This is a genomic window from Lentzea guizhouensis (assembly GCF_001701025.1).
Lineage (GTDB): Bacteria > Actinomycetota > Actinomycetes > Mycobacteriales > Pseudonocardiaceae > Lentzea > Lentzea guizhouensis.
On sequence record NZ_CP016793.1, the window covers coordinates 3,530,544 to 3,553,448 of the forward strand.

General features: G+C 71.3%; 18 protein-coding genes. 15 read left to right on the forward strand and 3 right to left on the reverse strand.

Going from position 1 to position 22,905, the window contains the following annotated elements:
• Positions 1-27: 27 nt before the first annotated feature.
• The 3 genes from BBK82_RS17770 (at position 28) to BBK82_RS17780 (ending at position 8,242) form a co-directional block, all read left to right on the forward strand.
• Complete coding sequence (locus tag BBK82_RS17770) at positions 28-2,694, forward strand: AfsR/SARP family transcriptional regulator (protein ID WP_065915993.1); 2,667 nt, start codon at positions 28-30, stop codon at positions 2,692-2,694.
• Complete coding sequence (locus BBK82_RS17775) at positions 2,691-5,360, forward strand: AfsR/SARP family transcriptional regulator (protein WP_065915994.1); 2,670 nt, start codon at positions 2,691-2,693, stop codon at positions 5,358-5,360. Before BBK82_RS17770 ends, BBK82_RS17775 begins: the two co-directional genes overlap by 4 nt.
• Before the next feature lie 191 nt (positions 5,361-5,551).
• A complete protein-coding gene (locus tag BBK82_RS17780; RefSeq protein WP_065915995.1) occupies positions 5,552-8,242 on the forward strand; it encodes an AfsR/SARP family transcriptional regulator in 2,691 nt (896 codons plus the stop codon).
• 55 nt (positions 8,243-8,297) lie between these two features.
• Here BBK82_RS17780 and BBK82_RS17785 read toward each other — a convergent pair whose 3' ends face one another.
• Positions 8,298-8,831 carry an AfsR/SARP family transcriptional regulator gene (locus BBK82_RS17785; RefSeq protein WP_065915996.1) on the reverse strand — a complete coding sequence of 178 codons (534 nt, stop codon included), beginning with the start codon at positions 8,829-8,831 and terminating at the stop codon, positions 8,298-8,300.
• Complete coding sequence (locus BBK82_RS17790; protein WP_065915997.1) at positions 8,818-11,562, reverse strand: AfsR/SARP family transcriptional regulator; 2,745 nt, start codon at positions 11,560-11,562, stop codon at positions 8,818-8,820. The genes BBK82_RS17785 and BBK82_RS17790 overlap by 14 nt, the downstream gene beginning before the upstream one ends.
• A 182-nt stretch (positions 11,563-11,744) precedes the next feature.
• Between BBK82_RS17790 and BBK82_RS17795 the strand changes: the two genes are divergently transcribed.
• The 12 genes from BBK82_RS17795 (at position 11,745) to BBK82_RS17845 (ending at position 21,486) form a co-directional block, all read left to right on the forward strand.
• Positions 11,745-13,559 carry a type VII secretion-associated protein gene (locus tag BBK82_RS17795; protein ID WP_065915998.1) on the forward strand — a complete coding sequence of 605 codons (1,815 nt, stop codon included), beginning with the start codon at positions 11,745-11,747 and terminating at the stop codon, positions 13,557-13,559.
• 21 nt (positions 13,560-13,580) lie between these two features.
• Positions 13,581-13,979 carry a hypothetical protein gene (locus BBK82_RS17800; protein WP_065915999.1) on the forward strand — a complete coding sequence of 133 codons (399 nt, stop codon included), beginning with the start codon at positions 13,581-13,583 and terminating at the stop codon, positions 13,977-13,979.
• A 148-nt stretch (positions 13,980-14,127) separates the two neighbouring features.
• A complete protein-coding gene (locus BBK82_RS17805; RefSeq protein ID WP_065916000.1) occupies positions 14,128-14,436 on the forward strand; it encodes a WXG100 family type VII secretion target in 309 nt (102 codons plus the stop codon).
• A 74-nt stretch (positions 14,437-14,510) separates the two neighbouring features.
• On the forward strand, positions 14,511-14,801 hold the full coding sequence (locus BBK82_RS17810; RefSeq protein WP_065916001.1) for a WXG100 family type VII secretion target: 291 nt from the start codon (positions 14,511-14,513) through the stop codon (positions 14,799-14,801).
• Positions 14,802-15,054: 253 nt separating this feature from the next.
• On the forward strand, positions 15,055-15,498 hold the full coding sequence (gene rplM, locus BBK82_RS17815; protein WP_030472013.1) for a 50S ribosomal protein L13: 444 nt from the start codon (positions 15,055-15,057) through the stop codon (positions 15,496-15,498).
• A 26-nt stretch (positions 15,499-15,524) separates the two neighbouring features.
• A complete protein-coding gene (gene rpsI / locus BBK82_RS17820; protein ID WP_065921156.1) occupies positions 15,525-16,082 on the forward strand; it encodes a 30S ribosomal protein S9 in 558 nt (185 codons plus the stop codon).
• A gap of 109 nt (positions 16,083-16,191) precedes the next feature.
• Entirely contained in the window at positions 16,192-17,526 is a 1,335-nt protein-coding gene (gene glmM, locus BBK82_RS17825) for a phosphoglucosamine mutase (RefSeq protein WP_065916002.1), read from the forward strand.
• Positions 17,527-17,546: 20 nt separating this feature from the next.
• Positions 17,547-17,819, forward strand: coding sequence for a hypothetical protein (locus tag BBK82_RS17830; protein WP_065916003.1), 273 nt, complete (start codon positions 17,547-17,549; stop codon positions 17,817-17,819).
• 147 nt (positions 17,820-17,966) lie between these two features.
• A complete protein-coding gene (locus BBK82_RS17835; protein ID WP_065916004.1) occupies positions 17,967-18,260 on the forward strand; it encodes a hypothetical protein in 294 nt (97 codons plus the stop codon).
• A gap of 6 nt (positions 18,261-18,266) precedes the next feature.
• On the forward strand, positions 18,267-20,900 hold the full coding sequence (locus BBK82_RS56005; protein WP_065916005.1) for a WXG100 family type VII secretion target: 2,634 nt from the start codon (positions 18,267-18,269) through the stop codon (positions 20,898-20,900).
• Positions 20,863-21,021 (forward strand): hypothetical protein, encoded by a 159-nt coding sequence (locus BBK82_RS50290; protein ID WP_154697365.1) that lies wholly within the window; start codon positions 20,863-20,865, stop codon positions 21,019-21,021. Before BBK82_RS56005 ends, BBK82_RS50290 begins: the two co-directional genes overlap by 38 nt.
• Before the next feature lie 3 nt (positions 21,022-21,024).
• Complete coding sequence (locus BBK82_RS17845) at positions 21,025-21,486, forward strand: hypothetical protein (protein WP_065916006.1); 462 nt, start codon at positions 21,025-21,027, stop codon at positions 21,484-21,486.
• A gap of 461 nt (positions 21,487-21,947) precedes the next feature.
• Here the strand turns inward: BBK82_RS17845 and BBK82_RS17850 are convergent, their stop codons facing one another.
• Complete coding sequence (locus BBK82_RS17850) at positions 21,948-22,778, reverse strand: dienelactone hydrolase family protein (protein ID WP_065916007.1); 831 nt, start codon at positions 22,776-22,778, stop codon at positions 21,948-21,950.
• Positions 22,779-22,905 lie beyond the last annotated feature (127 nt).

A 22,905-nucleotide genomic window follows, 5' to 3' on the forward strand; every position in this document is an offset into this window, starting at 1 on the left:
TGGCCGTCCGAGCTTGTGGAGGGGTGTGTGCGAGCCGAGTACCGGGTGCTGGGACCGTTGCAGGTGCTGCTCGACGGCGAGCCCGTCACCGTCCCGGCAGGACGGTCCCAGGTGCTGCTCGCCGCGCTGTTGCTGCGGCCGAACCGGTTCGTGTCGGTCGACGAGCTGGTCGAGCTCGTGTGGGACGGTGCGCCGCCGCGGCACGACCGGGCCAAGTCGAGCCTGCACATGGTGGCGAGCCGGTTGCGGGGCGCGCTCGGGGACGCGAACTGCGTCACGTCCGCGGTCGGTGGCTACACCGCCGCGGTGGAACCTGACCAGCTCGACCTGCTGCGGTTCCGCGCGCTGGCAGGCTCGGGTGACTTCGGTGCGGCGGCCGCGCTGTGGCGGGGGCCGGTGCTCGCGAACGTCGCGTCGGACGCGCTGCACCGCGAGGACGTGCCGCGGCTGGCGGACGAACGGCTCGCCGTGCTGGAACGGCGGATCGACGCCGACCTGGACCGGGGGTTGTCCGCCGAGCTGGTGGCCGAGCTGCGGTTGCTGGTCGCCGAGCACCCGTTGCGGGAGCCGTTCTGGCGGCACCTGATGCTCGCGCTGTACCGGTCGGGGCAGCAGGCCGAGGCGTTGAACACCTACCAGCAGGTCAGGGCGAAGCTGGTCGCGGAGCTGGGGGTCGAGCCGGGACCGGCGTTGCGGGAGCTGCACGAGCGGATCCTGCGCGCCGACGAGCCGGTGACCGGGCGCCAGGTGCCGCGGCAGCTGCCCGTCGGGGTGCGCAACTTCGTCGGTCGCGAGGACGAGCTGGAGCGGCTCGACGAGGCCGGTGGGGTCGTGGTCGTGCACGGTGTCGGTGGCGTGGGCAAGACGGCGCTCGCGTTGCACTGGGCGCGGGAGGCGCGTGAGCGGTTCCCCGACGGCGACCTGTACGTGAACCTGCGTGGGTTCGACCAGGAAGCGCAGCCGGTCGATCCGGTCGCGGCGGCGGAGACGTTGCTCGTCGGGCTCGGCGTGAGCGAGGTGCCCGCCGGTGCGGACGCGCGGTTCGCGTTGCTGCGCACCGAGCTCGCGGACCGGCGGGCGTTGCTGCTGCTCGACAACGCGGCGGCGGCGCGCCAGGTGCTGCCGTTGCTGCCGGGGACGCCGACCGTGCGGGTGGTGGTCACGAGCCGCAACCAGCTGCGGGCGTTGGTCTCGCAGCACGACGCCACGGCGGTCGAGTTGCGGCAGCTGGCGTTCGCCGAGGCCCGCGTGCTGCTCGCGGCGGTGCTCGGTGGACAACGGCTGGACGCCGAGCCCGAGGCCGTGCGGGAGATCGTCCGGCGGTGCACCGGGTTGCCGCTGGCGTTGCGGGTGTTCGCGGAACGGGTGGCGCGCTTCCCGGACGCCTCGCTGCAGGAGTTCGTCGCGGAGCTGGAGAGCGCGCGGCTCGACGCGTTGAGCGACTTCGACGACGTGGACGTGCGGGCGGTGTTCTCGTGGTCCTACCGGGCGTTGGACGACGAGTCGGCGAGGATGTTCCGGCTGTTGTCCGTCCACCCAGGACCCGGCTTCGACGTGAGTGCGGCCGCCGCGCTCGCCGGTGTGTCCGTCGCCCAGTCCCGGCGTCTGCTGGAACGCCTGGTCGCCGACCACCTCGTGCAGTCACGCGTTCCCGGCCGCTACGAGCTGCACGACCTGTTGCGCGCCTACGCGGCCGAGCTCTGCGCCGACTTGCGCGGTGAGGAGGAAGCGGCTGCGCTGCGCGTGACGGAGTGGTTCGTCCACACGCTCGAGAACGCTGCCCTGCAGCAGAACCCGAACATGCTGGTGCGCGCCGGTGAGATCAAGTCCGGTGTGGTGCAGCAGGAGTTCTCGTCGCGGTTCGAGTCGCTGGCGTGGTTCCGCCAGGAGTGGGACAACCTCCACGCCATCGGCTACGCGGCGATCACCCGTGGCTGGGGCCGGCTCGCGTTGATGGTCCCGACGCACATGCACGTCTTCCTGCTGGCCGACCAGCCCCGGCTCAACGAGGCGATCGAGCTCTACGAGGCGACCAGGACGTTCGGCACCGCCAGGGAACAGGGCTTCCTGCTGCTCAAGCTGGCCGGCCTCTACGGCGAGGTCGGGCGGATGGAGGACGCGCTGCGCTGCTTCGACGACGGGTTGCGGTTCGTCCACGACGCGGGCGAACGGGTGGCGGAGGCGGCCGGTCTGATCAACCTGTCCAGCGTCTACCGGGACCTGAACCGGATGGAGGACGCGCTCGACTGCTCGTGGCGGGCCCTCGCCGTCGCGAGGGAGCTCGACAACAGCTACTTCGAGATCTCCGCCCACGCCAACGTCGCCGCCTACCTGCGCCTGGTCGGCCGCCCGGAGGAGGCGCTGGCCGAGAGCGAACAGGTGCTCGCCGCGGTCGAGGACCACAGCGACCGGTTCCTGCACGCCAAGGTGCACGGCCAGCACGCCAGAACTCTCGCGGCGCTCGGCCGGCTCGACGAGGCGGTTCCCCAGCTGACCTACGACATCGAGGCGAACTTCCGGTTCGGCGACCCGGACAGCGCCGCCCACGGCCTGCGTGACCTCGGCGACTACCTGCTCCGGCTCGGTCGCCGGGACGAGGCGGTGGACGCTTGGCAGCGTGCGGAGGAGGTCTGGCGCGAGTTCGGCGACGAACGCGCCGACGACGTGGCCGCACGCCTGGAGGCGCTGGGGTGATCGAGTACCGGGTGCTGGGCCCGCTGGAGGTCCTCCACGACGGCACCGCGGTGGCGGTCCCCGGTGGTCGGTGCCAGGTGCTGCTGGCGACGCTGTTGTTGCGCCCCAACTGGTTCGTGCCGGCCGACGAGCTCATCGACCGGGTGTGGGAGGACGGGCCGCCGAGCCCCGACCGCGCGCACAAGACGCTGCAGATGGTCGTGCGCCGGCTGCGGGTCGCGCTCGGCGAGGCCGACTGCGTGCGCACCTCACGCGGTGGCTACCTGGCCTCCGTGGAGCCCGACGAGCTGGACCTGCTGCGGTTCCGCGCCCTGGCCGGCTCCGGTGACCTCGGCGCGGCCTCGGCGTTGTGGCGCGGACCGGTGCTCGGCAACGTGCCGTCCGACCGCCTGCACCGCGAGGACGTGCCGCAGCTGGTGAACGAACGGCTGGCGGTGCTGGACCGGCGGATCGACACCGATCTGGACCGCGGCCTGGCCGGTGAGCTCGTGGCGGAGCTGCGGTCGCTGGTGGCCGAGCACCCGCTGCGGGAGTCGTTCTGGCGGCAGCTGATGCTCGCGCTGTACCAGGCGGGCCATCAGGCGGAGGCGCTCGCGGCCTACCGGGACGTGCGGACGAGGCTCGTTGACGAGCTCGGCGTCGATCCTGGTCCAGCGCTGCGGGAGCTGCATGAACAGATCCTGCGCGCGGAGGTGTCGGTCACCCGCCGACGGGTGCCGCGCCAGCTGCCGGCCGGTGTCCGCAACTTCGTCGGCCGCGCCGAGGAGCTGGCCGCGCTGGCCACGGCCGGCGGGATCACCGTGCTGCACGGCGTCGGTGGCGTCGGCAAGACCGCGCTGGCTCTGCGATGGGCGCGTGCGGCGCGGGACGACTTCCCGGACGGCGATCTCTACCTGAACCTGCGCGGCTTCGACCCCGAGGCAAAGCCCGTCGAGCCCGCGGCGGCGGCCGAGCACCTGCTGGTCGGCCTCGGCGTGACCGACGTCCCGGCCGCCGCCGACGCCCGGTACGCCCTGCTGCGCACGGAACTGGCCGATCGCCGCCTGCTCCTGGTGCTCGACAACGCCGCCTCGGCCCGCCAGGTCCTGCCCCTGCTGCCCGGCGCGCCCGGCGTCCGCGTGGTGATCACCAGCCGCAACCAGCTCCGCGCGTTGGTCTCGCAGCACGATGCCACCGCGATCGGGTTGCACCAGCTCGACTTCACCGCCGCACACGCCTTGCTCGGCGCGGTGCTGGGCGTCGGTCGGGTCGCCGCGGAACCCGAGGCCGCCGGCGAGATCGTCGAACGTTGCGCGGGTCTTCCGCTGGCGTTGCGGGTGTTCGCGGAACGGGTGGCCCGGTTCCCGGACACCTCGCTGCGGGAGTTCGTGGCCGAGTTGGACAGTGCGCGGCTGGACGCGTTGAGCGACTACGAGGAAATCGACGTCCGAGCGGTGTTCTCCTGGTCGTACCGCGCCTTGGACGACGAGTCGGCGCGGATGTTCCGGCTGCTGTCCGTCCACCCCGGCCCGGACTTCGACGTGAGCGCGGCGGCCGCGTTGGCCGATGTCAGCGTGGCGCAGGCGCGGCGGCTGCTGGAACGGCTGGTCGCCGACCACCTCGTGCAGTCGCGGACGCCGGGCCGGTACGAGCTGCACGACCTCCTACGCGCCTATGCGGCCGAGTTGAGCGGTGACGACAGGGCAGCGGCGCTGCGGTTGACCGAGTGGTACGTCCACACACTGGAGAACGCCGCCGTGCACGAGGGCGCCAAGATCGCCATGCGTGCCGGCGAGGTCACGACCGGCGTGACACCGCAGGAGTTCTCGTCGCGGTCGGACGCGCTGGCGTGGGTCCGGCAGGAGTGGGACAACCTGAAGGCGACGATGTTCGGTGCGATCGTGCGCGGCTGGCATCGGCTGGCGACTTCGACCGCCGCGAACCTGAAGTGGGTGCTGGTCTTCCACCCTGGCCGCCGCCTCGACCACATCGAGATGCTGGAGGCGGTGCGCGAGTTCGGCACGGCTCGTGAACAGGGACTCGTGCAGCTCAAGCTCGCCGACGCGTACTCCGACCTCGGACGGCACGCGGAGGCGTTGCGCCTCTACGAGGACGGGTTGGAGTTGGTGCACACGGCCGGCGAGCGGTCCGCGGAAGCGGCCGGAGTGCTCAACATGGCGGCCACCTTGACCCGGCTCGGCAGGAGTGAGGAGGCGCTCGCCAGCCGGCGACGTGGCCTCGCGATCGGTCTCAAGCTCGGCGACGTCTACGTGGAGAGCCTCGCTCGTGCCAACATCAGCCTGAACCTGCACTCCCTCGGCCGGTACGCGGAGGCTGTCGAGGAGAGCGGACTGGCCGTTGTGACGGCGGCGAAACTCGACGACAAGTACATGAGGGCACGGGTGCGCGCGCTGCACGGCAGAGCGCTGGGCAGTGTCGGCGAGCTCGCGGAGGCGGTGAGCGAACTGGAGCACGCTCGCGAGGTGATGGTCGAGTTCGGTGATGCCGAGAACGAGGCCGAGGTGCTGAACCAGCTGGGAATGGTCCTGCTGGACATGGGCCGGCGCGAAGAAGCTGTCGAGGCGTGGCAACGCGCGGTGCGTCTGTGGCGTGACATCGCCGAGGACGAGCGAGCGGACGAGCTGACCGAACGGCTCACCGAGCTGGACGGGCGGCCGGCGGGCTGAGCCGGCCGCACCTTCCTGAAGGGGCCGGGTGGCACGTCGCGGTGGAAGAGGTGTGTGGTCCGCGACGGGCACCGGGCGGCAGCGACGAGCCCCCAGGTGCTTCCTCGTCGCTGCCGTTCCCGGCCACCGACTACGTTGCCGGACGGCGCTCACACATCGGTCACACGAGGTCCGAAGAGGACAGGAGCAGCATGAACGTCGAGTACCGCGTCCTCGGGCCGGTGGAGGTGGTGCGCGACGGCGTGCCGGTGGCGCTGCCGGCGGGGCGGGGGCGGGTGTTGCTCGCCACACTCCTGTTGCGGCCGAACCGGTTCGTGCCGGTGGACGAGCTGGTGGACCGGCTCTGGGACGGGGAGCCGCCCACGCCGGACCGGGCGCACAAGACGTTGCAGATGGTCGTGCGGCGGTTGCGGGTGGCGCTCGGGGACGCGGACTGCGTGCGGACGGCGACCGGCGGGTACCTGGCCGAGGTCGATCCCGAGCAGCTGGACCTGACCCGGTTCCGGCGGCTCGCGGCCGACGGTGAGTTCGCGACGGCGCTGGCCCACTGGCGCGGGCCGGTGGCCTCCGACGTCGACTCGGCGCATCTGCACCGCGAGGACGTGCCGCCGCTCGTCGAGGAACGGCTGGTGGTGCTGGGCCGCAGGATCGACGTGGACCTGGCGCGGGGCCGGGGTGGCGAGCTGGTGGACGAGCTGCGCGGGCTGACCGGCGAGCACCCGTTGCGCGAGGGGTTCTGGGCGCAGCTCGTGCAGGCGTTGCACCAGGCGGGACGGCCGCAGGACGCGCTGGCGGCGTACGAGCAGATCCGCGACCAGCTCGCCGACGAGCTCGGGGTGGAGCCCGGTCAGCCGTTGCGGGACCTGCACGAACGGCTGCTGGACCCGGCGGCGCGCGGTGACGTGCCGCGGCAGCTGCCCGCGCTGGCCACCTACTTCGCCGGGCGGGAGGAGGAGCTCGCGAAGCTCACCAGGCTCACCGAGGCGGGTGCGGCGGTGGTGATCACCGCGATCGACGGCGCCGCGGGCGTCGGCAAGACCGCGCTCGCCGTGCACTGGGCGCACTCGGTGGCTGACCGGTTCCCCGACGGCCAGCTCTACGTCGACCTGCGCGGCTTCGACCCGTCCGCGCAGCCGCTCGAACCGTCCGACGTGCTGGCGTCGTTCCTGGCCGCGTTCGGCGTGCCCGGCGGCAAGGTGCCCGCCGACCTGCCGGAACGCGCGGCGCTCTACCGCAGCGTGATCGCCGACCGCAGGGTGCTGGTGCTGCTCGACAACGCCCGCGACGTCGAGCAGGTCCGCCCGCTGCTGCCGGCCGGGCGGGGGTGCTTGGTGGTGCTGACCAGCCGCAACCGGTTCACCGGGCTGGTCGTGCGGGAGGGCGCGCTGCCGGTGACGCTGGACGTGCTGACCGAGCCCGACGCCGTCGCGCTGCTCACCGCGCGGCTCGGCGCCGACCGGGTGCGGGCCGAACCGGACGCGGTCGCGGACCTGGTGGCGTTCTGCGGTGGTCTCCCGCTCGCACTGGCCGTGCTCGCCTCCCGGACCGCGAGCTCACCGGAGCTGACCCTGCGCGCGCTCGTCGACGAGCTGAAGGACGCGAGCAGCGGGCTGATGGGCGGCGTCGACACGGTCTTCTCGACCTCCTACCGCAGGCTCGACGCCGCCGCGGCCAGGCTCTTCCGCCTGCTCGGGCTCGCCACCGGCCCGGACATCTCGCTGGACGCCGCCGCCGCGCTCGACGGCCGGTCCCGCACCGAGGTCCGCAGGTCGTTGCACCTGCTGATCCGCATGCACCTCGCGGTCGAACGCACACCGGGCCGCTACACGTGCCACGAACTGCTGCGCGCGTACTCGCTGACCCGGTCCGTCGCCGAGGACACCGACGCCGACCGGCACGCGGCCGTGCGCCGGCTGCTCGACTTCTACCTGCGCACGGCCGACAACGCCGACCGCCTGCTGCGCCACAGCCGGGTCGCGCTGACGTTGCCGCCGATGGCCGACGACGTGCACCCCACACCGCTGCCCGACCGGACCGCCGCGCTCACGTGGTGCGAGACCGAGCACCAGAACCTGATGGCGGCCGCGCGCCTGGCCGGTGAGCACGGCCTGCACCAGCACGCGTGGCAGCTGCCCACCACGATGTTCGGCTACCTCAACGTCCACCAGCTCCCCGCCGAGCGCGTCGAGCTGTGCCGGGTGGCGCTCGCGGCCGCCAGAGCCGCCGAGAACCCGTTCGCCGTGGGCAACACGCTGCACTCGCTGGGCAACGCGCTCAGCACGCTCAGCCTGTTCGAGGAGGCCGACGCCGCCTACGCCGAGGCGTTGCAGGTGCGGGAGGGCATCGGCCACCTGCACGGCATCGCGGTCACCCTCGACCAGTGGGCGGTCAACCAGGCCAAGCAGGGCCTCCTGGAGCCCGCCCGCGTCCTGCACGAACGAGCCGTGGACCGCCGCCGGGAAGAGGGCGAACCGGCCGGCCTCGCGATCGCGTTGAACAACCAGGCCATGACCCTGGTGGCGCTCAAGGACTTCGAGGCCGCACTGGCCGCCAACGACGAGGCGCACGCCACGATCGTCGCCGCCGGCATCGACTACCTGCTTCCGTCCACTTTGGACACCAGAGGCATGCTCCAGCTGGAGCTCGGCCGTCTCGACGACGCCGTCGAGACGTTCCACGACGTGCTCGCACTGCCCGACGACGACATGCCCAACGCCATCCGCGCCGTCACGCACGAGAACCTGGCCGAGGCGCTCGCACGGCAGGGCCGGGTCGCCGAAGCCGTTGCGGCACTGGGGGAAGCGCTGCTGATGCGGGAGGAGCAGGGCAACACCCGCGCGGCCGCCGTGCTGCGGGACCGCATCGCCGAGCTGGAGTCTTAGCGTTCCAGCTTGCGGATCCTGTCGGCTCCGGGGAGCCTGCTGCGCTCGGTGATGATCAGCGCTTCCCGGGCGCATCGCAGGGCCGTCGCGCGGTCGCCTGCAGCGGTGAACACCTCCACGCCGTTGAGCAGCACCGCGATGCGTGGTGCGTTGGCCAGGTGTTCGAGCGAACCGGCGAAGATGTCGCGGTACAACCGAACGTGCCCGAGACGACGTTGCCCAGCACAGATCCGCGCCACAGCGCCAGAGCGGCGTGCGGCTCGTGGTTGGCCAACGCCCGGAACCGCAACAGGTCCAGGTTGTCGACCTCGGCCAGATAGCCGTTCGTGGTGGTGGACACGCAGTTCGCCGGGCCGAGCGCTTGCCGCAACCGCACGACGACCATCTGCAGGGTCTTCGCCGCTCGGTCGATCAACGGCGGCGAGCCGTCCCAGAGCCGTTCGACGAGCTCGTCCACGGACACGGACCTGTTGGGGCGCAACAACAACGTCGCCAGCAGCACTCGACCCTTGCCGGCCGGCACAGTGACCGGAACCCCGTCGAAGCGCACCTCCAACGGCCCCAGCACCCGGTACTCAGCGTCCGGCACGCCGGACCTCCAGCTCGCGGACCAGTTCGCGGACCAGCTCGCGGATCTCGTCCACCCGGCGCAGCCCGCTGCGCTCGGCGATCTCCAACGCCTCGCGGGCGCAGGTCAGCGCCGCCTCCCGGTCACCGGCCGCGCGGAACACCTCGGCGCCGCTGACGAGCGCCGAGGTGCGGGAGAAGCTGCTCTCCTGGTCGAGCAAGGGCCCGGCGAAGAGGTCGCGGTAGATCCGCACGGCGCCCTCCAGGTCACCCATCCGGAACTTGGCCAGCGCGCGCGTGTCCTCCAGCGCGCCGTCCACGATGCCGAGCGAGGCGTACACCTCGGCCGCCTCGTCGGCGGCCTGCACGGCTCCCGCGAAGTCACCCAGCTCCACGAGCGTCATGGCGACGGCGTTCAGGGACCGGGCCCACCCGCGGGTGTTGCCCGCCTGCCGCCAGTGCGCGCCCGCCGCCCGGTCGTGGCGCAGCGCCTCCGCGTAGTCCTCCTGCTCGAACCAGACGTTGGCCAGCTCGACCTCGGTGGCGGCGAGCGTCCACGGGTCGCCGTGCTCCTCCCGCAGGGCGAGTGCCCGTTGCAGCAGGCCCAGCGCTTCCTCGAAGTGACCCGCCCTGCGGTGCGCCACGCCCAGGCTGTGCAGCGCCACCGCCTGTCCGTACCGGTTCCGCGACCGCTCGGCGGCTTCGAGCGCGACCGCGTAGAGCCGGAGGAAGTCACCGGTCGACGCGTGCACCTGCAGGTGGCCCCACAGGCAGCCGGGCAGCATCCACGCGTGGTCGAGGTGTCCCTCCGCCAGGGCGAACTCGCAGAGCTCGATGAGCAGGTCGTGCTCCTGCCGGCACCAGGCGAGCGCGCTGTCCCGGTCGGTGAACGTGGCGGCCTCCACCACCGGGTCGCGTCCGGTGAGCGGTTTCGCACGGCGGTCGGCGCGGATGGCGCGTTCGGCGTTGTCGACCGAGTGCAGGTGGTGGTCGAGGAACCGCACCACGGCGGCCCGGCGTTCCTCGGCGGTCTCCTCGGCGACCGCGCACTCGCGGGCGTGCAGGAAGAGCAGGTCGTGCAGCGAGAACCGCTGGGACGCGTGCTCGTCGGTGAGGTGGGCGCGGGTCAGCGTGCGCAGCAGCTTCAGCGCCTGCTCGCCCGGGACGCCCAGCAGCGCACCCGCCGACATCGGCGTGAAGTCGGCGCGCGGTGCCAGGCCGAGCAGCCGGAACATCCGGCGCTCGTCCGGGGTGAGTGCGCTGTAGGAGAGGTCGAACGCGGCGCGCACCGCGGCCTCCCGGTCGTCGCCGATCTCCAGCGACGTCAGCCGGTTCCCGTTCTGCAGCTCGTCGACCAGGCTGCGCACCGACCGCAGCGGCTCCACGGCGAGCATCGACGCGGCGATCCGCAGCGCGAGCGGCAGGTGGACGCACAACCGCGCGAGCTCGGCCGTGGCCTCCTGCTCGGCCCGCACCCGGTCGGCGCCGATCATCTTCTCCAGCAGCCGCACCGCGTCGGCCGGCGGCAGCACGCCGAGCTGCAGCACCTTGGCGTCGTTCAACGCCACCAGCCCGCGCAGGTCGGACCGGCTGGTGATGACCGCGACCGACCGGCCGCCGGTGGGCAGCAGCGGCCGCACCTGCTCGGCCGTGCGCGCGTTGTCGAGCAGCACCAGCACCCGCCGGTCGGCCGTCAGCGACCGGTACGCGCCGACCCGCTGGCCGGTGTCGGCGGGGATCTCCTTCGACGCCAGCCCGAGCCCGCGCAGCAGCTGGTCGAGGGCGTCGTGCGGGCTCAGCGGCTCGTCCCGGTCGTACCCGCGCAGGTTGATCGCCAGCTGCCCGTCCGGGAACCGCTCGCGCACCCGGTGCGCCCAGTGCACAGCCAGCGCCGTCTTGCCCACGCCCGCGCTGCCCGCGATCGCGGAGATCACCACCGGCTGGCCGCCGGACAGCAGCCGGTCGAGCTGGGCCAGGTCGTCCGCGCGACCGGTGAACCGGGGCAGGTCCGGCGGCAGCTGCCGGGGCACCGCGACCGCCCGCCGGGCACCCGGATCGGGTTCGGCGCGCAGGATCGACTGGTGCAGCTCCCGCAGCGTCGGCCCGGGATCGATGCCGAGCTCGTCCGCCAGGATGTGGCTGACCTGCGTGAACGCCGTGAGTGCCTCGGCCTGGCGGTCCGCGCGGTACAGCGCGGTCATCAGCTGCGCCCAGAACCGTTCGCGCAGCGGGTGTTCCAGGGTCAGCGCGCGCAGCTCGGCCACCAGCTCGCCCGCCCGCCCGGCCTCCAGGTCCAGCTCGATCCGCCGCTCCAGCACCGTGAGCCGTTCCTCGGCGACCCGCGGCACGTCCTCGCCGTGCAGGGCGTCCGACGTGACGTTGGAGAGCAGCGGCCCGCGCCACAGGGCGAGAGCGGCGTGCGGGTCGACTTCGCTCAACGACCGGAACCGCAGCAGGTCCAGGTTGTCGACTTCGGCCAGATAGCCGTTCGTGGTGGTGGTGACGCAGTTCGCGCGACCAAGCGCCTGCCGGAGCCGTGCGACTGTCATGTGCAACGTCTTCACGGCCCGGTCGATGGACGGCGGCGACCCGTCCCACAGCCGTTCGACGAGCTCGTCGACGGACATGAACTGGTTCGGGCGCAGCAGCAGCGTCGCGAGCAGCACGCGACCCTTGCCGGCGGGCACGACCACGCGCTCACCGTCGAAGAGGACGTCCAACGGTCCCAGCACGCGGTACTCGGCCCCCAGCACAGGCGGAGCTTAGTGCCGCCGCCCGGTCCGGCCCACGCGGCAGCCGGGCCGGGAACCCCACAGCGTGACCGGTGGGTCGCGGTCCGTGGTCGCAGGTTGAACTCTCGGCGGCGACCTGAGCCGTCCGTGTCGTCCGGCCGTGCCGCATCGGGTAAGCATGTGCGCGGAAGAGGGGAAGGTGGATGAGTCTGCGAGTCGCGGTGGACTTCGGCACGTCGAGCACCTGCGTCGCGGTCTCGGTGCACGGCAGGGAGCCCCAGGTGGTCGTCTTCGACGGCCAGCCGCTGGTGCCGTCCGCCGTGTTCGCCGCCGCGGACGGGACGTTGTTCGTCGGGCACGAGGCCGAGCGCCAGGCCGCGGTCGACCCCGCCCGCTACGAGCCGCACCCCAAGCGCCGCGTCGACGAGGGTGAGCTGCTGCTGGGCAGCAGCGTGCTCCCCGTCGCGGACGTCGTGCGCGCGGTGCTCACGCGTGCGGTCGGCGAGGCCCGGCGCGTCGGCGGTGGTGCGCCCGTCGACCTGCTCGTGCTCACCCACCCCGCCGACTGGGGCACGGTCCGCACCCGCGTGCTGATCCAGGCCGCGCGTGGCCTCGGGCGGGAGCTGGTGCTCGTGCCGGAACCCGTGGCGGCCGCCGTCTTCCACTCCGCGAGCCACTCGGTGCCGGACGGGGGCACGCTGGCCGTGCTCGACCTCGGTGGCGGCACGGTCGACGCGAGCGTGGTGACGCGGGCCGGCGGGAGCTTCCGGGTGCTCGCCGCGAAAGGTGATCCGAGCTTCGGCGGTGCCGACGTCGACCAGGCGTTGCTGGAGCACGTCGGCGCGCTGGTGTCGGCGAAGGACCCGCAGGCGTGGCGGCAGCTCGTCGAAGGCCGGGAGATGGCGGACCGGCGCAAGCGGCGGGTGCTGCGCCAGGACGTGCGCGGTGCCAAGGAGACGCTGTCCCGGCACGCGTACACGGACGTGCCGATGCCGCCGCCGTTCCCCGACGCGCACGTCACCAGGTCCGACCTGGAGCAGCTGATCACCGCGCCGGTGGGCCGGGCGGCCGCGCTGGTCGGTTCGGCCGTGCGCGAGGCGGGCCTGGTGCCGCAGCAGCTCGCCGCGGTGTTCCTGGTCGGCGGGTCGAGCCGGATCCCGCTCGTCGCGCGGATGGTGCACGAGCACACCGGCGTGGTGCCCACGAGCATCGACCAGCCGGAGACCGTGGTGGCCCGCGGTGCGCTGCGGGCGGTGAGCCTCGACCCGGAACGCACGGGTGGCGTGGCTCCCCAGGGCTTGGCGCAGAAGCCGCAGCCGTCGGGTGAGGTGACCCACAACCTGCGGGTGTCCGACGAGACCACCCGCAAGATCACCCGCCGGATCACACCGCCGCCGGCCGCCCGGTTCCCGGCCTCGTTCCCGCCGATGACACCGCCGAAGAAGAGCAAGGTGCCGCTGTTCGTCGCGATCGGCCTGGTCGTCGTGCTCGCGGCCGCGGGTGCCGGCGGCTACCTCTGGTGGCAGAACCGGGAGAAGACCGGGACCGACGTCCCGCCGCCGTCGGACCAGATCGCGCAGTACGACTACAGCTTCACCCGGCCGGACGGCTGGGAGCAGACCGGCGGGGCGCCGGCCTCCCGGCAGGTGCTTTTGCAACCGGTCGACCGCGAAAAGTCCGCGGACGATTCACCGGACGACCGGATCGCTGTGCAAGAGCAAAAGCTGGAGTACAACAGCGACAAGGACCGCCCTCGGGCACTCGCGGAATTGCAGAAGCAATACGGCGACCGTTTGGACAACGGCGACAAGGTCGCCGCGTTCAGCGATCGCCACACATTCGCGGGCAAGTCCGTTGTTCACTATCGCGAAGAGGTCGGCGGAGCAGGGGTCGACTGGTACATCCAGTTCGTCGGTACCTCTCAGGTGAGCGTGGGCTGCCAGGCGACCCGGGCCGGGCAGGACCGCGTCCGCGCCGCCTGCGAGCAGATCATCCGCTCGCTGACCATCAAGCCGTGAGCAGCACCAGGGGAGTCGCCGATGTCCGCCAGCGAGGTACTGGCCCAGTTCCGCGCCGAGGTCGGGAACGCCGTCACGCGCGCCCGCCGCGCCGCCGGTGAGGTCGGGGCGCGCAACGCCGAACTGCGCGAACGCACCGCACACCTGGCCAGGCAGGCGCGTGAGCGCCGCACGGAACCGACGGCTGCCGCCACTCCCGGAGACGTCCGCGAGGCCGCCGTCGGGTTCCGCACCGAGCGCGGACTGCCCGTCGAGCAGACGCCGGAGGCCGCCGAACTGACCGCTCCAGCGTCTCAACCGGCTCCGGAACGCGTGGTTCCGGCCACTCTCGGTTCGACCGCCGTCGCCGGTCCGAGTGGTCAACTTCCCCGTGTGGGTGACGATGACGAGGACTTTTCGCAGTCGCGAATCCTCTACTGACACCGGGCGTTCACCTGGCGCCGTTTACTAGCGCAACTACTTCGAAAGAAGTCGCGACAGGGCGGAACCGACATGGCAGGGTTCCCGTCGGAAGAGGCGTACGAACCAAGAAGTACGGCCTGAAGTTCTCTGAAGGGGGAATCTCCCAATGTCTGGATTCGGTACCACGACTGCGGAACTCGACACTCTGGCGAAGCGCATCATCGAGGCCGACGAGACCGCGCAGGCGAAGATCCGTCAGGTCCGCGACGCCGCCGAGACCGTCGCCGCGACCTGGAAGGGTGCGGCGTTCACCGCCTTCCAGAACCTGATCTCCCGCTTCGACGCGGACGCCGCGAAGGTCCAGGAGGCCCTCCGCGCGATCGCCGAGCAGATCTCCGACACCTCGAAGGTGTACGCCCAGAACGAGGCGGCCCAGGAGGCCGAGATCAGCAACGTCACCGCCCGCCTCGGCTGAGCTGGTTCACGTCTTCGCTTCACGTCTTCGTTCCACATTCCTGCACGTCAGAAACTTTCAAGGGGAGAATCACAATGAGTGGTGACCAGATCGCAGTCTCGTTCGGCGAGATCGCCAACGCTGCGCAGACCATCACGACCCAGTCCAAGGAGATCGACACGGTCCTGGACGACATCCGCCAGGAGGTCGTGCGCGTGCTCGGCACCTGGGAGGGTGAGGGCTCCGAGACCTACAAGCAGTCCCAGGACAGGTGGGACAGGGCTGCCGCCGACCTGAACTCGGTGCTCGCCGCCATCGGTACCGCCGTGCAGCAGGCCGGCGACGCGTACCAGCAGGCTGAGAAGCAGAACGTCTCGCGCTGGTAAGACCGCTCGGTAGCAAGACCCTCGTGAGCCCCGGAACCACGTGGTCCGGGGCTCACGTACGTCCGGAGGAAGGTCGGTCGGAGGGGCCGTTTTGGTCCCCGCACCACCCATCCGGTATCTTCTTACGTTGTTGTGCGGTAGCTGGCGCCTGTGTGTGCCGCGCCTGTCTCGGAACCACCGCTTGGCAAGTCCAAGATCGGTCTGGGGCAACCGCCGCAGTGACCCCAGACGCAAGTGACGACGAGGTAATTCCGTGCGCACGTACAGCCCGAAGCCCGGTGAGGTGACCCGCACCTGGCACGTGATCGACGCCCAGGACGTGGTGCTCGGCCGGCTCGCCACCCAGGCCGCGACGCTGCTGCGCGGCAAGCACAAGCCGACCTACGCGCCTCACGTTGACACCGGTGACTTCGTGGTCATCATCAACGCTGACAAGGTCGCACTGACCGGCTCGAAGCGCGACCAGGAGTTCCAGTACCGCCACTCCGGCTTCCCCGGTGGTCTGCGCAAGCAGTCCTTCGGCGAGGTTCTGGACACGCGTCCGGACCGCCTGGTGGAGAAGGCGATCAAGGGCATGCTGCCCAAGAACCGCCTGGGCCGCCAGATCGCGAACAAGCTGAAGGTCTACAGCGGACCGAACCACCCGCACGCGGCGCAGCAGCCGCAGGCCTTCGAGATCAAGAAGATCGCCCAGTGAGCGACGAGTACACCGAGGAAGTTCCTGTGACCACCCCTGAGAACGAGACCCCCGAGGTCGAGACCCCCGAGGTCGACGCCGAGGTTGTCGAGGCCGAGGTCGTCGAGGCTGCTCCCGAGGCCGAGGCTGCAGAGGCTGAGGTCGTCGAGGAAGAAGCCTCCGCACCGGTGGTCGTCGCTCCCTCGCTGAACGGCGCGCCGCACCTGGCGCAGACCGTCGGTCGCCGCAAGGAGGCCGTCGTCCGCGTCCGCCTCGTGCCCGGCACCGGCAAGTTCACCCTGAACGGCAAGACCCTCGAGGACTACTTCCCGAACAAGGTGCACCAGCAGCTCATCAAGGAGCCGCTCGTCACCACGGAGAAGCCCGAGACCTTCGACGTGATCGCCAACCTGCGTGGCGGCGGCATCACCGGCCAGGCCGGTGCGCTGCGTCTCGCCATCGCGCGTGCGCTGATCGCCGTCGACTCCGAGGACCGCCCGGTGCTCAAGAAGGCCGGCTTCCTCACCCGTGACCCGAGGGTCAAGGAGCGCAAGAAGTACGGTCTGAAGAAGGCCCGCAAGGCGCCTCAGTACTCCAAGCGCTGATCTGGATTTCGGCTGTACCCGCGGGAGCAGCAGTTCACCTCGAACTGCTGCTCCCGTGGTGTTTTCCGGGTTTCTCCCCGCCGCCTCGCAGTGTCCATTCGGAGGATTCATGGCCCGCCTGTTCGGCACCGACGGTGTGCGCGGTCTCGCCAACGCCGACCTCACCCCCGAACTTGCGATGTCCGTCGCCGCCGCGGCGGCGCGTGTGCTCGCCGAGCACGATCGTTCCCACCGCCCGGTCGCGGTCGTCGGCCGTGACCCCAGGGCGAGCAGCGAGATGCTGGACGCCGCCGTCACCGCGGGCCTCACCTCGGCCGGTGCCGACGTGCTGCGGGTGGGCGCGCTGCCCACACCCGCCGTCGCGCACCTGGTCTCCGCGCTCGGCGCCGACATCGGCGTGATGATCTCCGCCTCGCACAACGCCATGCCGGACAACGGGATCAAGCTCTTCGCCGCGGGTGGCCACAAGCTGCCCGACCAGGTCGAGGACGAGATCGAGCAGCGCATGGGCGCGGGCTTCGACCGCCCGACCGGTGCCGCGATCGGCCGGGTCCGCGACGTCGCCGACGCCGAGACCCAGTACGTCGAGCACCTCATCAAGGTCACCCCGCACCGCCTCGACGGCCTCAAGGTCGTGGTGGACTGCGCGAACGGCGCCGCGTCGGTGGCCGCGCCGGACGCCTACCGCCGCGCGGGCGCCGAGGTCATCGCGATCAACGCGAACCCGGACGGCCTGAACATCAACGACGGCTGCGGCTCCACGCACATCGATGTGATCTCCGCCGCAGTTCGTGAGCACGGCGCCGACCTCGGCATCGCCCACGACGGCGACGCCGACCGCTGCCTGGCCGTGGACGCCGAGGGCAACGCGGTCGACGGCGACCAGATCATGGCCGTCCTGGCGCTCGCGATGCGCGACGCCGGCGAGCTGTACGAGAACACCCTCGTCGCCACCGTGATGAGCAACCTCGGTCTGCACATCGCCATGCGCGAGGCGGGCATCCGGCTGCGCACCACCGCTGTCGGCGACCGCTACGTGCTGCAGGACCTCAAGGCGGGCGGCTACTCGCTCGGCGGCGAGCAGTCCGGCCACGTCGTGCTGCCCGCGCACGCCACCACCGGCGACGGCCTGCTCACCGCCCTGCGCCTGATGGCCCGCATGGCCGAGACGGGCAAGCCGCTGGCCGAGCTGGCCGCCGTGATGCGCCGCCTGCCGCAGGTCCTGATCAACGTCAAGGTCGGGGACAAGGCCGCCGTCGCCAAGGCCACGTCGGTCAGCGAGGCCGTCGCCGCCGTGGAGGCCGAGCTGGGCGACACCGGCCGCGTGCTGCTGCGCCCGTCCGGCACCGAGCAGCTCGTGCGGGTGATGGTCGAGGCGACGAGCCACGAACAGGCCGAATCCGCGGCACAGCGACTCGCGGGTGTGGTTTCCTCGGTGCACTGACGGACGGACGGGGGCCGGTCATGAGCGTGATGATGCTGCTGATCCTCCTGGTGTCGCTGGGAGGTGTGGCCGCGGTGGTGATCGCCGTGGTCTCGGCGTCGAAGAAGAAGACACGGCCCCCGTACCCGCCGCAGCACCACGGGCAGTACCCGCAGCAGGGTTACCCACAGCAAGGTCAGCCGCAGCCGGGCCAGCCCCAGTCCGGTCACCCGCAGCACCCGCCACACCCCGGCTACCCGCAGCAGGGCCGGCCCCCGCAACCTCCACCTCACCAGCAGCCACCCGATCAGTGATGATCATCGGCACTTTGCGCCGAATGGCTGTTTACTAAGGCAACCGACATCGCCGAGCTCCGGTCGGCACGTGACCGGAGCTGGCACTGTATGGCGGAACCCGATGAGGCCGAACTGCGTCAGATCGGGGACTAGGGGAGGCGAGGAATGGCTGGTTTCGGCGTACAGTCCGGCGATCTCACGAAGACCGCGGGGACTTACGAGTCCGAGGGATCGCAACTGATCTCGTTGAAGCCGACGATCGTCCCGGTTGTGGGGGCCGGGCAGGTCGGGCGGAAGTTCCAGGCAGTCCACGCCACCTACAAGAGCTTCTTCGACCGGCTGGGTGTCAGCTGCGACACGTTCGGCAAGGAAGCCAACAACATCGCCACCCGGCTCAAGGACGTGGCGAAGTCGTACGAGTCGAACGAGTCCCAGACTTCGCAGCAGTTCAAGGGGTAGTGCGTCGTGGCCGATCAGAACGAGATCAAGAAGCTCCTCGACGACCCCAACGTGACGCCGGAGACCAAGAAGCAGCTCGTCCCCGCGCTCGCCGGTGCCGGCGCGTCGGAGGAGGAGGTCGAGCGCTACGCCAAGGCGAACGGTGTCGACGTCCCCAGCGACCCCGGGCTCGGCAGCCACATCCTCGGCGCCGCGCTCGCCGCGCCCACGGCCGGCCTCAGCACTCTCTTCGTGGGGGCCAAGGAGGTCAACCGCTCGCAGTGGGAGAAGAAGGGCGGCGAGGCCGACAAGCTCGTCAGCAAGGCCAAGGAGGAGCGCGAGCTCGGCGCCACCCAGAAGGTCCTGAACGAGCAGGGTGACGTCCCGAGCAGCAACACGCTGCTCGACGCCGGCGCACCCGGCCTGCGGTTCTTCGAGAAGTTCATCCCGGTCTACCAGAAGGCCGCACCGGCCTGCGGTCACCAGGGCGCCGCGCCGAACCTCCAGAACGACATCTACCGGAACTACGACTGGGTCCGCGACATCGAGTTCGCGAAGTTCCGCGAGGACGCGAACAAGTTCCAGACCGTCACCGCGAAGCTGCAGGAGCACGACAACGCGCTCGGCAGTGCGTGGAACGGCCTCGGTTCGTGGGAGGGCAAGGCGGCCGAGGCCGCCCGCGGCTACCACGACAAGTTCGCCGGCACCGCGAAGACGTTCATCCAGCAGACCGGTCAGGCCCAGGGCGCGATCACCGCCGGCGTGACGAACATGCAGAAGCACGTCAAGGAGTTCGCGCAGCAGATCCACGACCAGTACTCCGAGAAGTGCGGCGGCATGACCGTCGAGGAGGCTGAGCAGGCGATCCGGCACGCGAACGGCGACATCTTCCCGAACGACGGCGGCATCCTCGACTGGCTCTCCAGCGTCCCCGGCCCGATCTTCGGCGCCATCTCCGGCGCGGTGTTCGGCGGCGGTCTGCCCGGCGCGCTCATCGGTCTCGGCTGGGGCAGCTGGGTCAAGAACACCCGCGAGGGCATCATCAACGATGCCAAGGAGAAGCTGAAGGCGCTCTGCCAGGAGTTCGACGCCAAGAAGAAGGCGTTCGACGGCTACTGCCAGGCCGTGCAGACCGGTGTCCAGACCGACTACGACACCATGTTCACCGCGCTCGGCACCGCGATCCCGGAGAACCCGTTCGGCAAGATCGGCGACCCGCCCGCGTTCACCGAGCAGGGCGGCGGCCGCCAGCAGGTGCCCGGCACCGGCGGCGGTGGTGGCGGTTCCACGGGTGGCGGCGGCGGTGGCAGCCCGAGCGGTGGGGGCGGCGGCGGTGGCACGCCGGAGATCCCGAAGCCGGAGAACCCGCTCGACAAGGACGGCGACGGCAAGCCGGACGTCCCCGGCGACACCGACGGCGACGGCAAGCCGGACGACCTCGACGGCGACGGCAAGCCGGACAACCAGCCGAAGCCCGAGGAAGAGCTCGAGAGCGTCACTGTCAAGGCGGGCGACAACACGATCAAGATCACGGAGCCCGACTCGAACGGGCACGTGAAGATGACGATCGACACGCCGAAGGGCGAGCCGAAGACCTACGACCTGGACTTCAGCAAGAACCCGGAGGCCGCCAAGGCGCTGATGGGCCAGAACGGCGCGCAGGCCGTGACCGCGCTGGCCAACCAGCTCACCGCCCAGGGCACCCCCACGGCCGGCGGTACTCCCGCTGCGGGCGGTACTCCCACGGCGGGCGGCACCCGCCCCCGGTGGCGGCGCGGCGCCCGGCGCCACGGGCCCCCTGGGCTCGGAGTCGAACCCGATCCCGGTCGAGGTCGGTGCCGACGGCAAGATCCACATCGAGCAGGACGGCGTGAACTTCACCGCCGAGGTCGACCCGGCGACCGGCGAGATCAACCTGACCGCGGACAACGGCGACGGCACGCCCGACCAGGTCGGCGTGGCGTTCGGCGAGGACGAGAACCCCGCCGCTGCCGGCTCCGGTTCGGACGGCTCCGGTTCGGGTGGCGCTGGTTCGGGTGGCGCCGGCGGCGTGACCGACGGGGCACGCCTCGAGGACCCGCTGCAGATCCCGGAGCAGGACTTCCCGCGTCCGGTCGAGGGCGAGTTCCAGACGATGCCCGCGCCGGCCGAGTTCGAGACGGTCCCGGCGCAGGGCGAGTTCCAGGCCATGCCGGCTCCCGCCGGCGAGCAGGTGTGGAGCCCGCCCGGCCAGGAGAGCGTGGGCGAGCGCTTCCAGGACGCGATGGCCCGCAGCTACGTCGAGGACAACGGCATCATGCCGAGCGTCGGCGAGCCCAGGATCCAGCCCGACAGCCCGCAGATCTACACCACCCAGGCCTCCGACAGCACGTCGACCTCGGGCGTCTCCTTCACCGGCGGCGCATCGGGCGGCAGCGAGTCCGTCCTCGGCGGCTCGACCCCGGAAAGCGCCTGGAACACCCCGTCCGCGAGCGACAACGGCACCGGCTTCACCACCAACACCTCCGAAGCGGGCCAGCCGGGCTCCGCGAACCTCCCGTCCATGCAGGACGGCGCCCACGGCCAAGGCACCGCGGGCGCCGCGTCCGGAGGCATGATGGGCGGCGGGATGATGGGCGGCGGCATGGCCGGCGGCGGCGCGGGCGGCCAACAGGGCGGTGACACCGAACGGGGCGCCAGCCAGTGGCGCACCACCGGCACGCTGTTCGACGACGACCGCGAGAACAACAACCCGCTGAGCGCGATGCACACCGTTCTGGGCGACGACCGAGGAGGCCGCTGACCCATGTCGATCGCCGGGGACGTGGACCCCAAGATCCAGGCGCTGTTCGACGAGAACATCGCCAAGACCCGCCGCGCCACCGCGGAGGTCACCGCCACCCTCCAAGCCGACCAGGACCGCCTGGCCGCGGAAGCCAGGGCCCGCGAGGAAAAGCACCAGCGCGACCTCGCCACGGCCCGCGAGTCGGCGGAGAACCTCGCCAAGCAGGGCGACAAGCCCCAGCGCAAACCGCAGTGGGAGCAACGCGACCGCTCGGCAGGCGAACTGGCCTTCGGCCCGGAGGACGACGAAGGCTATGCGCAGCCTGCTTCCACGCAGGCACCACCGCCGGCGCAGTTCACGCCGCCGCCCCCACCGCAGCAGTTCACGCCGCCTCCACCACCTCCACCGCCGGCGCGGTCGCGTCGTCCGGCTCGGGTGGACGACGACGATGACGACTTGAGCGGCCAGACCTGGCTTCGCTGAACCGTTCTGCGCGCGAACGCGCCCGGCACCTGCCCGGTGCCGGGCGCGTTTCGCTGCAACGGACGGGAGCTGAGTGGGCTGGCGAGAGGGCGTGAGGCTGCTGCTGGAGCGCTGCAGGGAGCCGTTCCAAGGCCGCGCCTGCCGTGGACTCGCTGTGGATTCGCAGGCAGGCTCGCGCAGGGGTCGCCTTCGAACTTGGCTCCCCCGCGACCCAACGTACTCAGCGGGTCTGACAATTTTCGGAAGGCCGAGCCAGAACGGGGAGGACCAGGCCGGGCAAGCCTTGTCGAGCCGAAGGCGAGGCTTTTCAAGCCTTCAGCGATAGGTAGCGGTCAAGCCCCAATCGCTATCTTCGCGAAGCGGCGATGAACTCCGAAATCTCAGCCAGTGCCTGCTCAACCCCGGCGCCAAGGCGATCGACCACGGTCTGAATGCGCCGTCCAGGCGCCCCCACCACCGCCCTACGCCGGCCTCTTCAACGCCTCCCGCTGAAACACCAGCTCAGCATTCTTCACATCACTGCCCAGCAGCTCGTCATATCCGCGCTCCCCACCCAGCACCCGCAACAGGAACGCGGTCACAAAAGCCCTCCCCAGCTTCTGCGCCCCCCGCTCCCCGTGCCCGTCCAGCATGAGCTCGCTCCAGTGCCGACCCTCGGTGAACCCGAGATGTGACGCCTTGGGCAGCAACCGCAGCTGCACCGGCCCACCCCACGCGGACGCGATCGCCTCCGCGTGCCCCACGGGCGGTGCGATCCGGTCTTCCCCAGCCGCCAGGTGCAGTCCGGGCGCGACAACGTCCCGCGCCGCGTCCAACGCCGACGGCCGCGTCTCGGTTGCGGCCAACGTCACAACCGCGCGCACCCGTGAGGCCGAGGCAGCGGCCAGCACGGCCGCGCCGCCGCCCATCGAGTGCCCGGCCAGTGCCACGCGTGCCGGGTCGACGCTGATCTCGCCGGAGCCCAGCCGGACGCCGCAGCAGATGTCCAAAGTGGTCAGGAGGTTGGCGGACAGCACGCGCGCGGAGAGCAGGGGGCCGCGTTCGACGGCCGGGGCCGCTGCGACGATGCCCCACGAGGCGAGGTGGCGCAAAAGGCCGTGGTAGCGGCGAACCGGCTGCATCCAGCCGTGTCCGAACGCGACCGCGGGCAGGCCGAGGCCCGCGGCGGGGGCGAAGACGACGCCGGGCAGGCCGACGAGTGCGAGGTCGCCGCGCAGCACCGGGTGGGGACCTGGCCTGCTGAGCTGCTCGAGGGCCTGTTTCGCGGTCAGCGTGATCACGCGGCGAGCCATGTGCTGAACCGTAGTCGATGGTGTCGGCAACGCCACACCCGGAATTGGTCTACACCAAAGTCGGGCCTGACCTGCGGAAACACACCCACCTCACTCTTTAGGGTTAGCGCCGTGGTCTAGCTACTCT

Coding starts and splice junctions, on each gene's coding strand:
- BBK82_RS17780 (WP_065915995.1), top strand. CDS start 5,552: ATGAACGTCGAGTACCGCGTCCTCGGGCCGGTGGAGGTGGTGCGCGAC.
- BBK82_RS17795 (WP_065915998.1), top strand. CDS start 11,745: ATGAGTCTGCGAGTCGCGGTGGACTTCGGCACGTCGAGCACCTGCGTC.
- BBK82_RS17800 (WP_065915999.1), top strand. CDS start 13,581: ATGTCCGCCAGCGAGGTACTGGCCCAGTTCCGCGCCGAGGTCGGGAAC.
- BBK82_RS17805 (WP_065916000.1), top strand. CDS start 14,128: ATGTCTGGATTCGGTACCACGACTGCGGAACTCGACACTCTGGCGAAG.
- BBK82_RS17810 (WP_065916001.1), top strand. CDS start 14,511: ATGAGTGGTGACCAGATCGCAGTCTCGTTCGGCGAGATCGCCAACGCT.
- glmM (WP_065916002.1), top strand. CDS start 16,192: ATGGCCCGCCTGTTCGGCACCGACGGTGTGCGCGGTCTCGCCAACGCC.
- BBK82_RS17830 (WP_065916003.1), top strand. CDS start 17,547: ATGAGCGTGATGATGCTGCTGATCCTCCTGGTGTCGCTGGGAGGTGTG.
- BBK82_RS17835 (WP_065916004.1), top strand. CDS start 17,967: ATGGCTGGTTTCGGCGTACAGTCCGGCGATCTCACGAAGACCGCGGGG.
- BBK82_RS50290 (WP_154697365.1), top strand. CDS start 20,863: ATGGCCGGCGGCGGCGCGGGCGGCCAACAGGGCGGTGACACCGAACGG.
- BBK82_RS17845 (WP_065916006.1), top strand. CDS start 21,025: ATGTCGATCGCCGGGGACGTGGACCCCAAGATCCAGGCGCTGTTCGAC.
- BBK82_RS17850 (WP_065916007.1), bottom strand. CDS start 22,778: ATGGCTCGCCGCGTGATCACGCTGACCGCGAAACAGGCCCTCGAGCAG.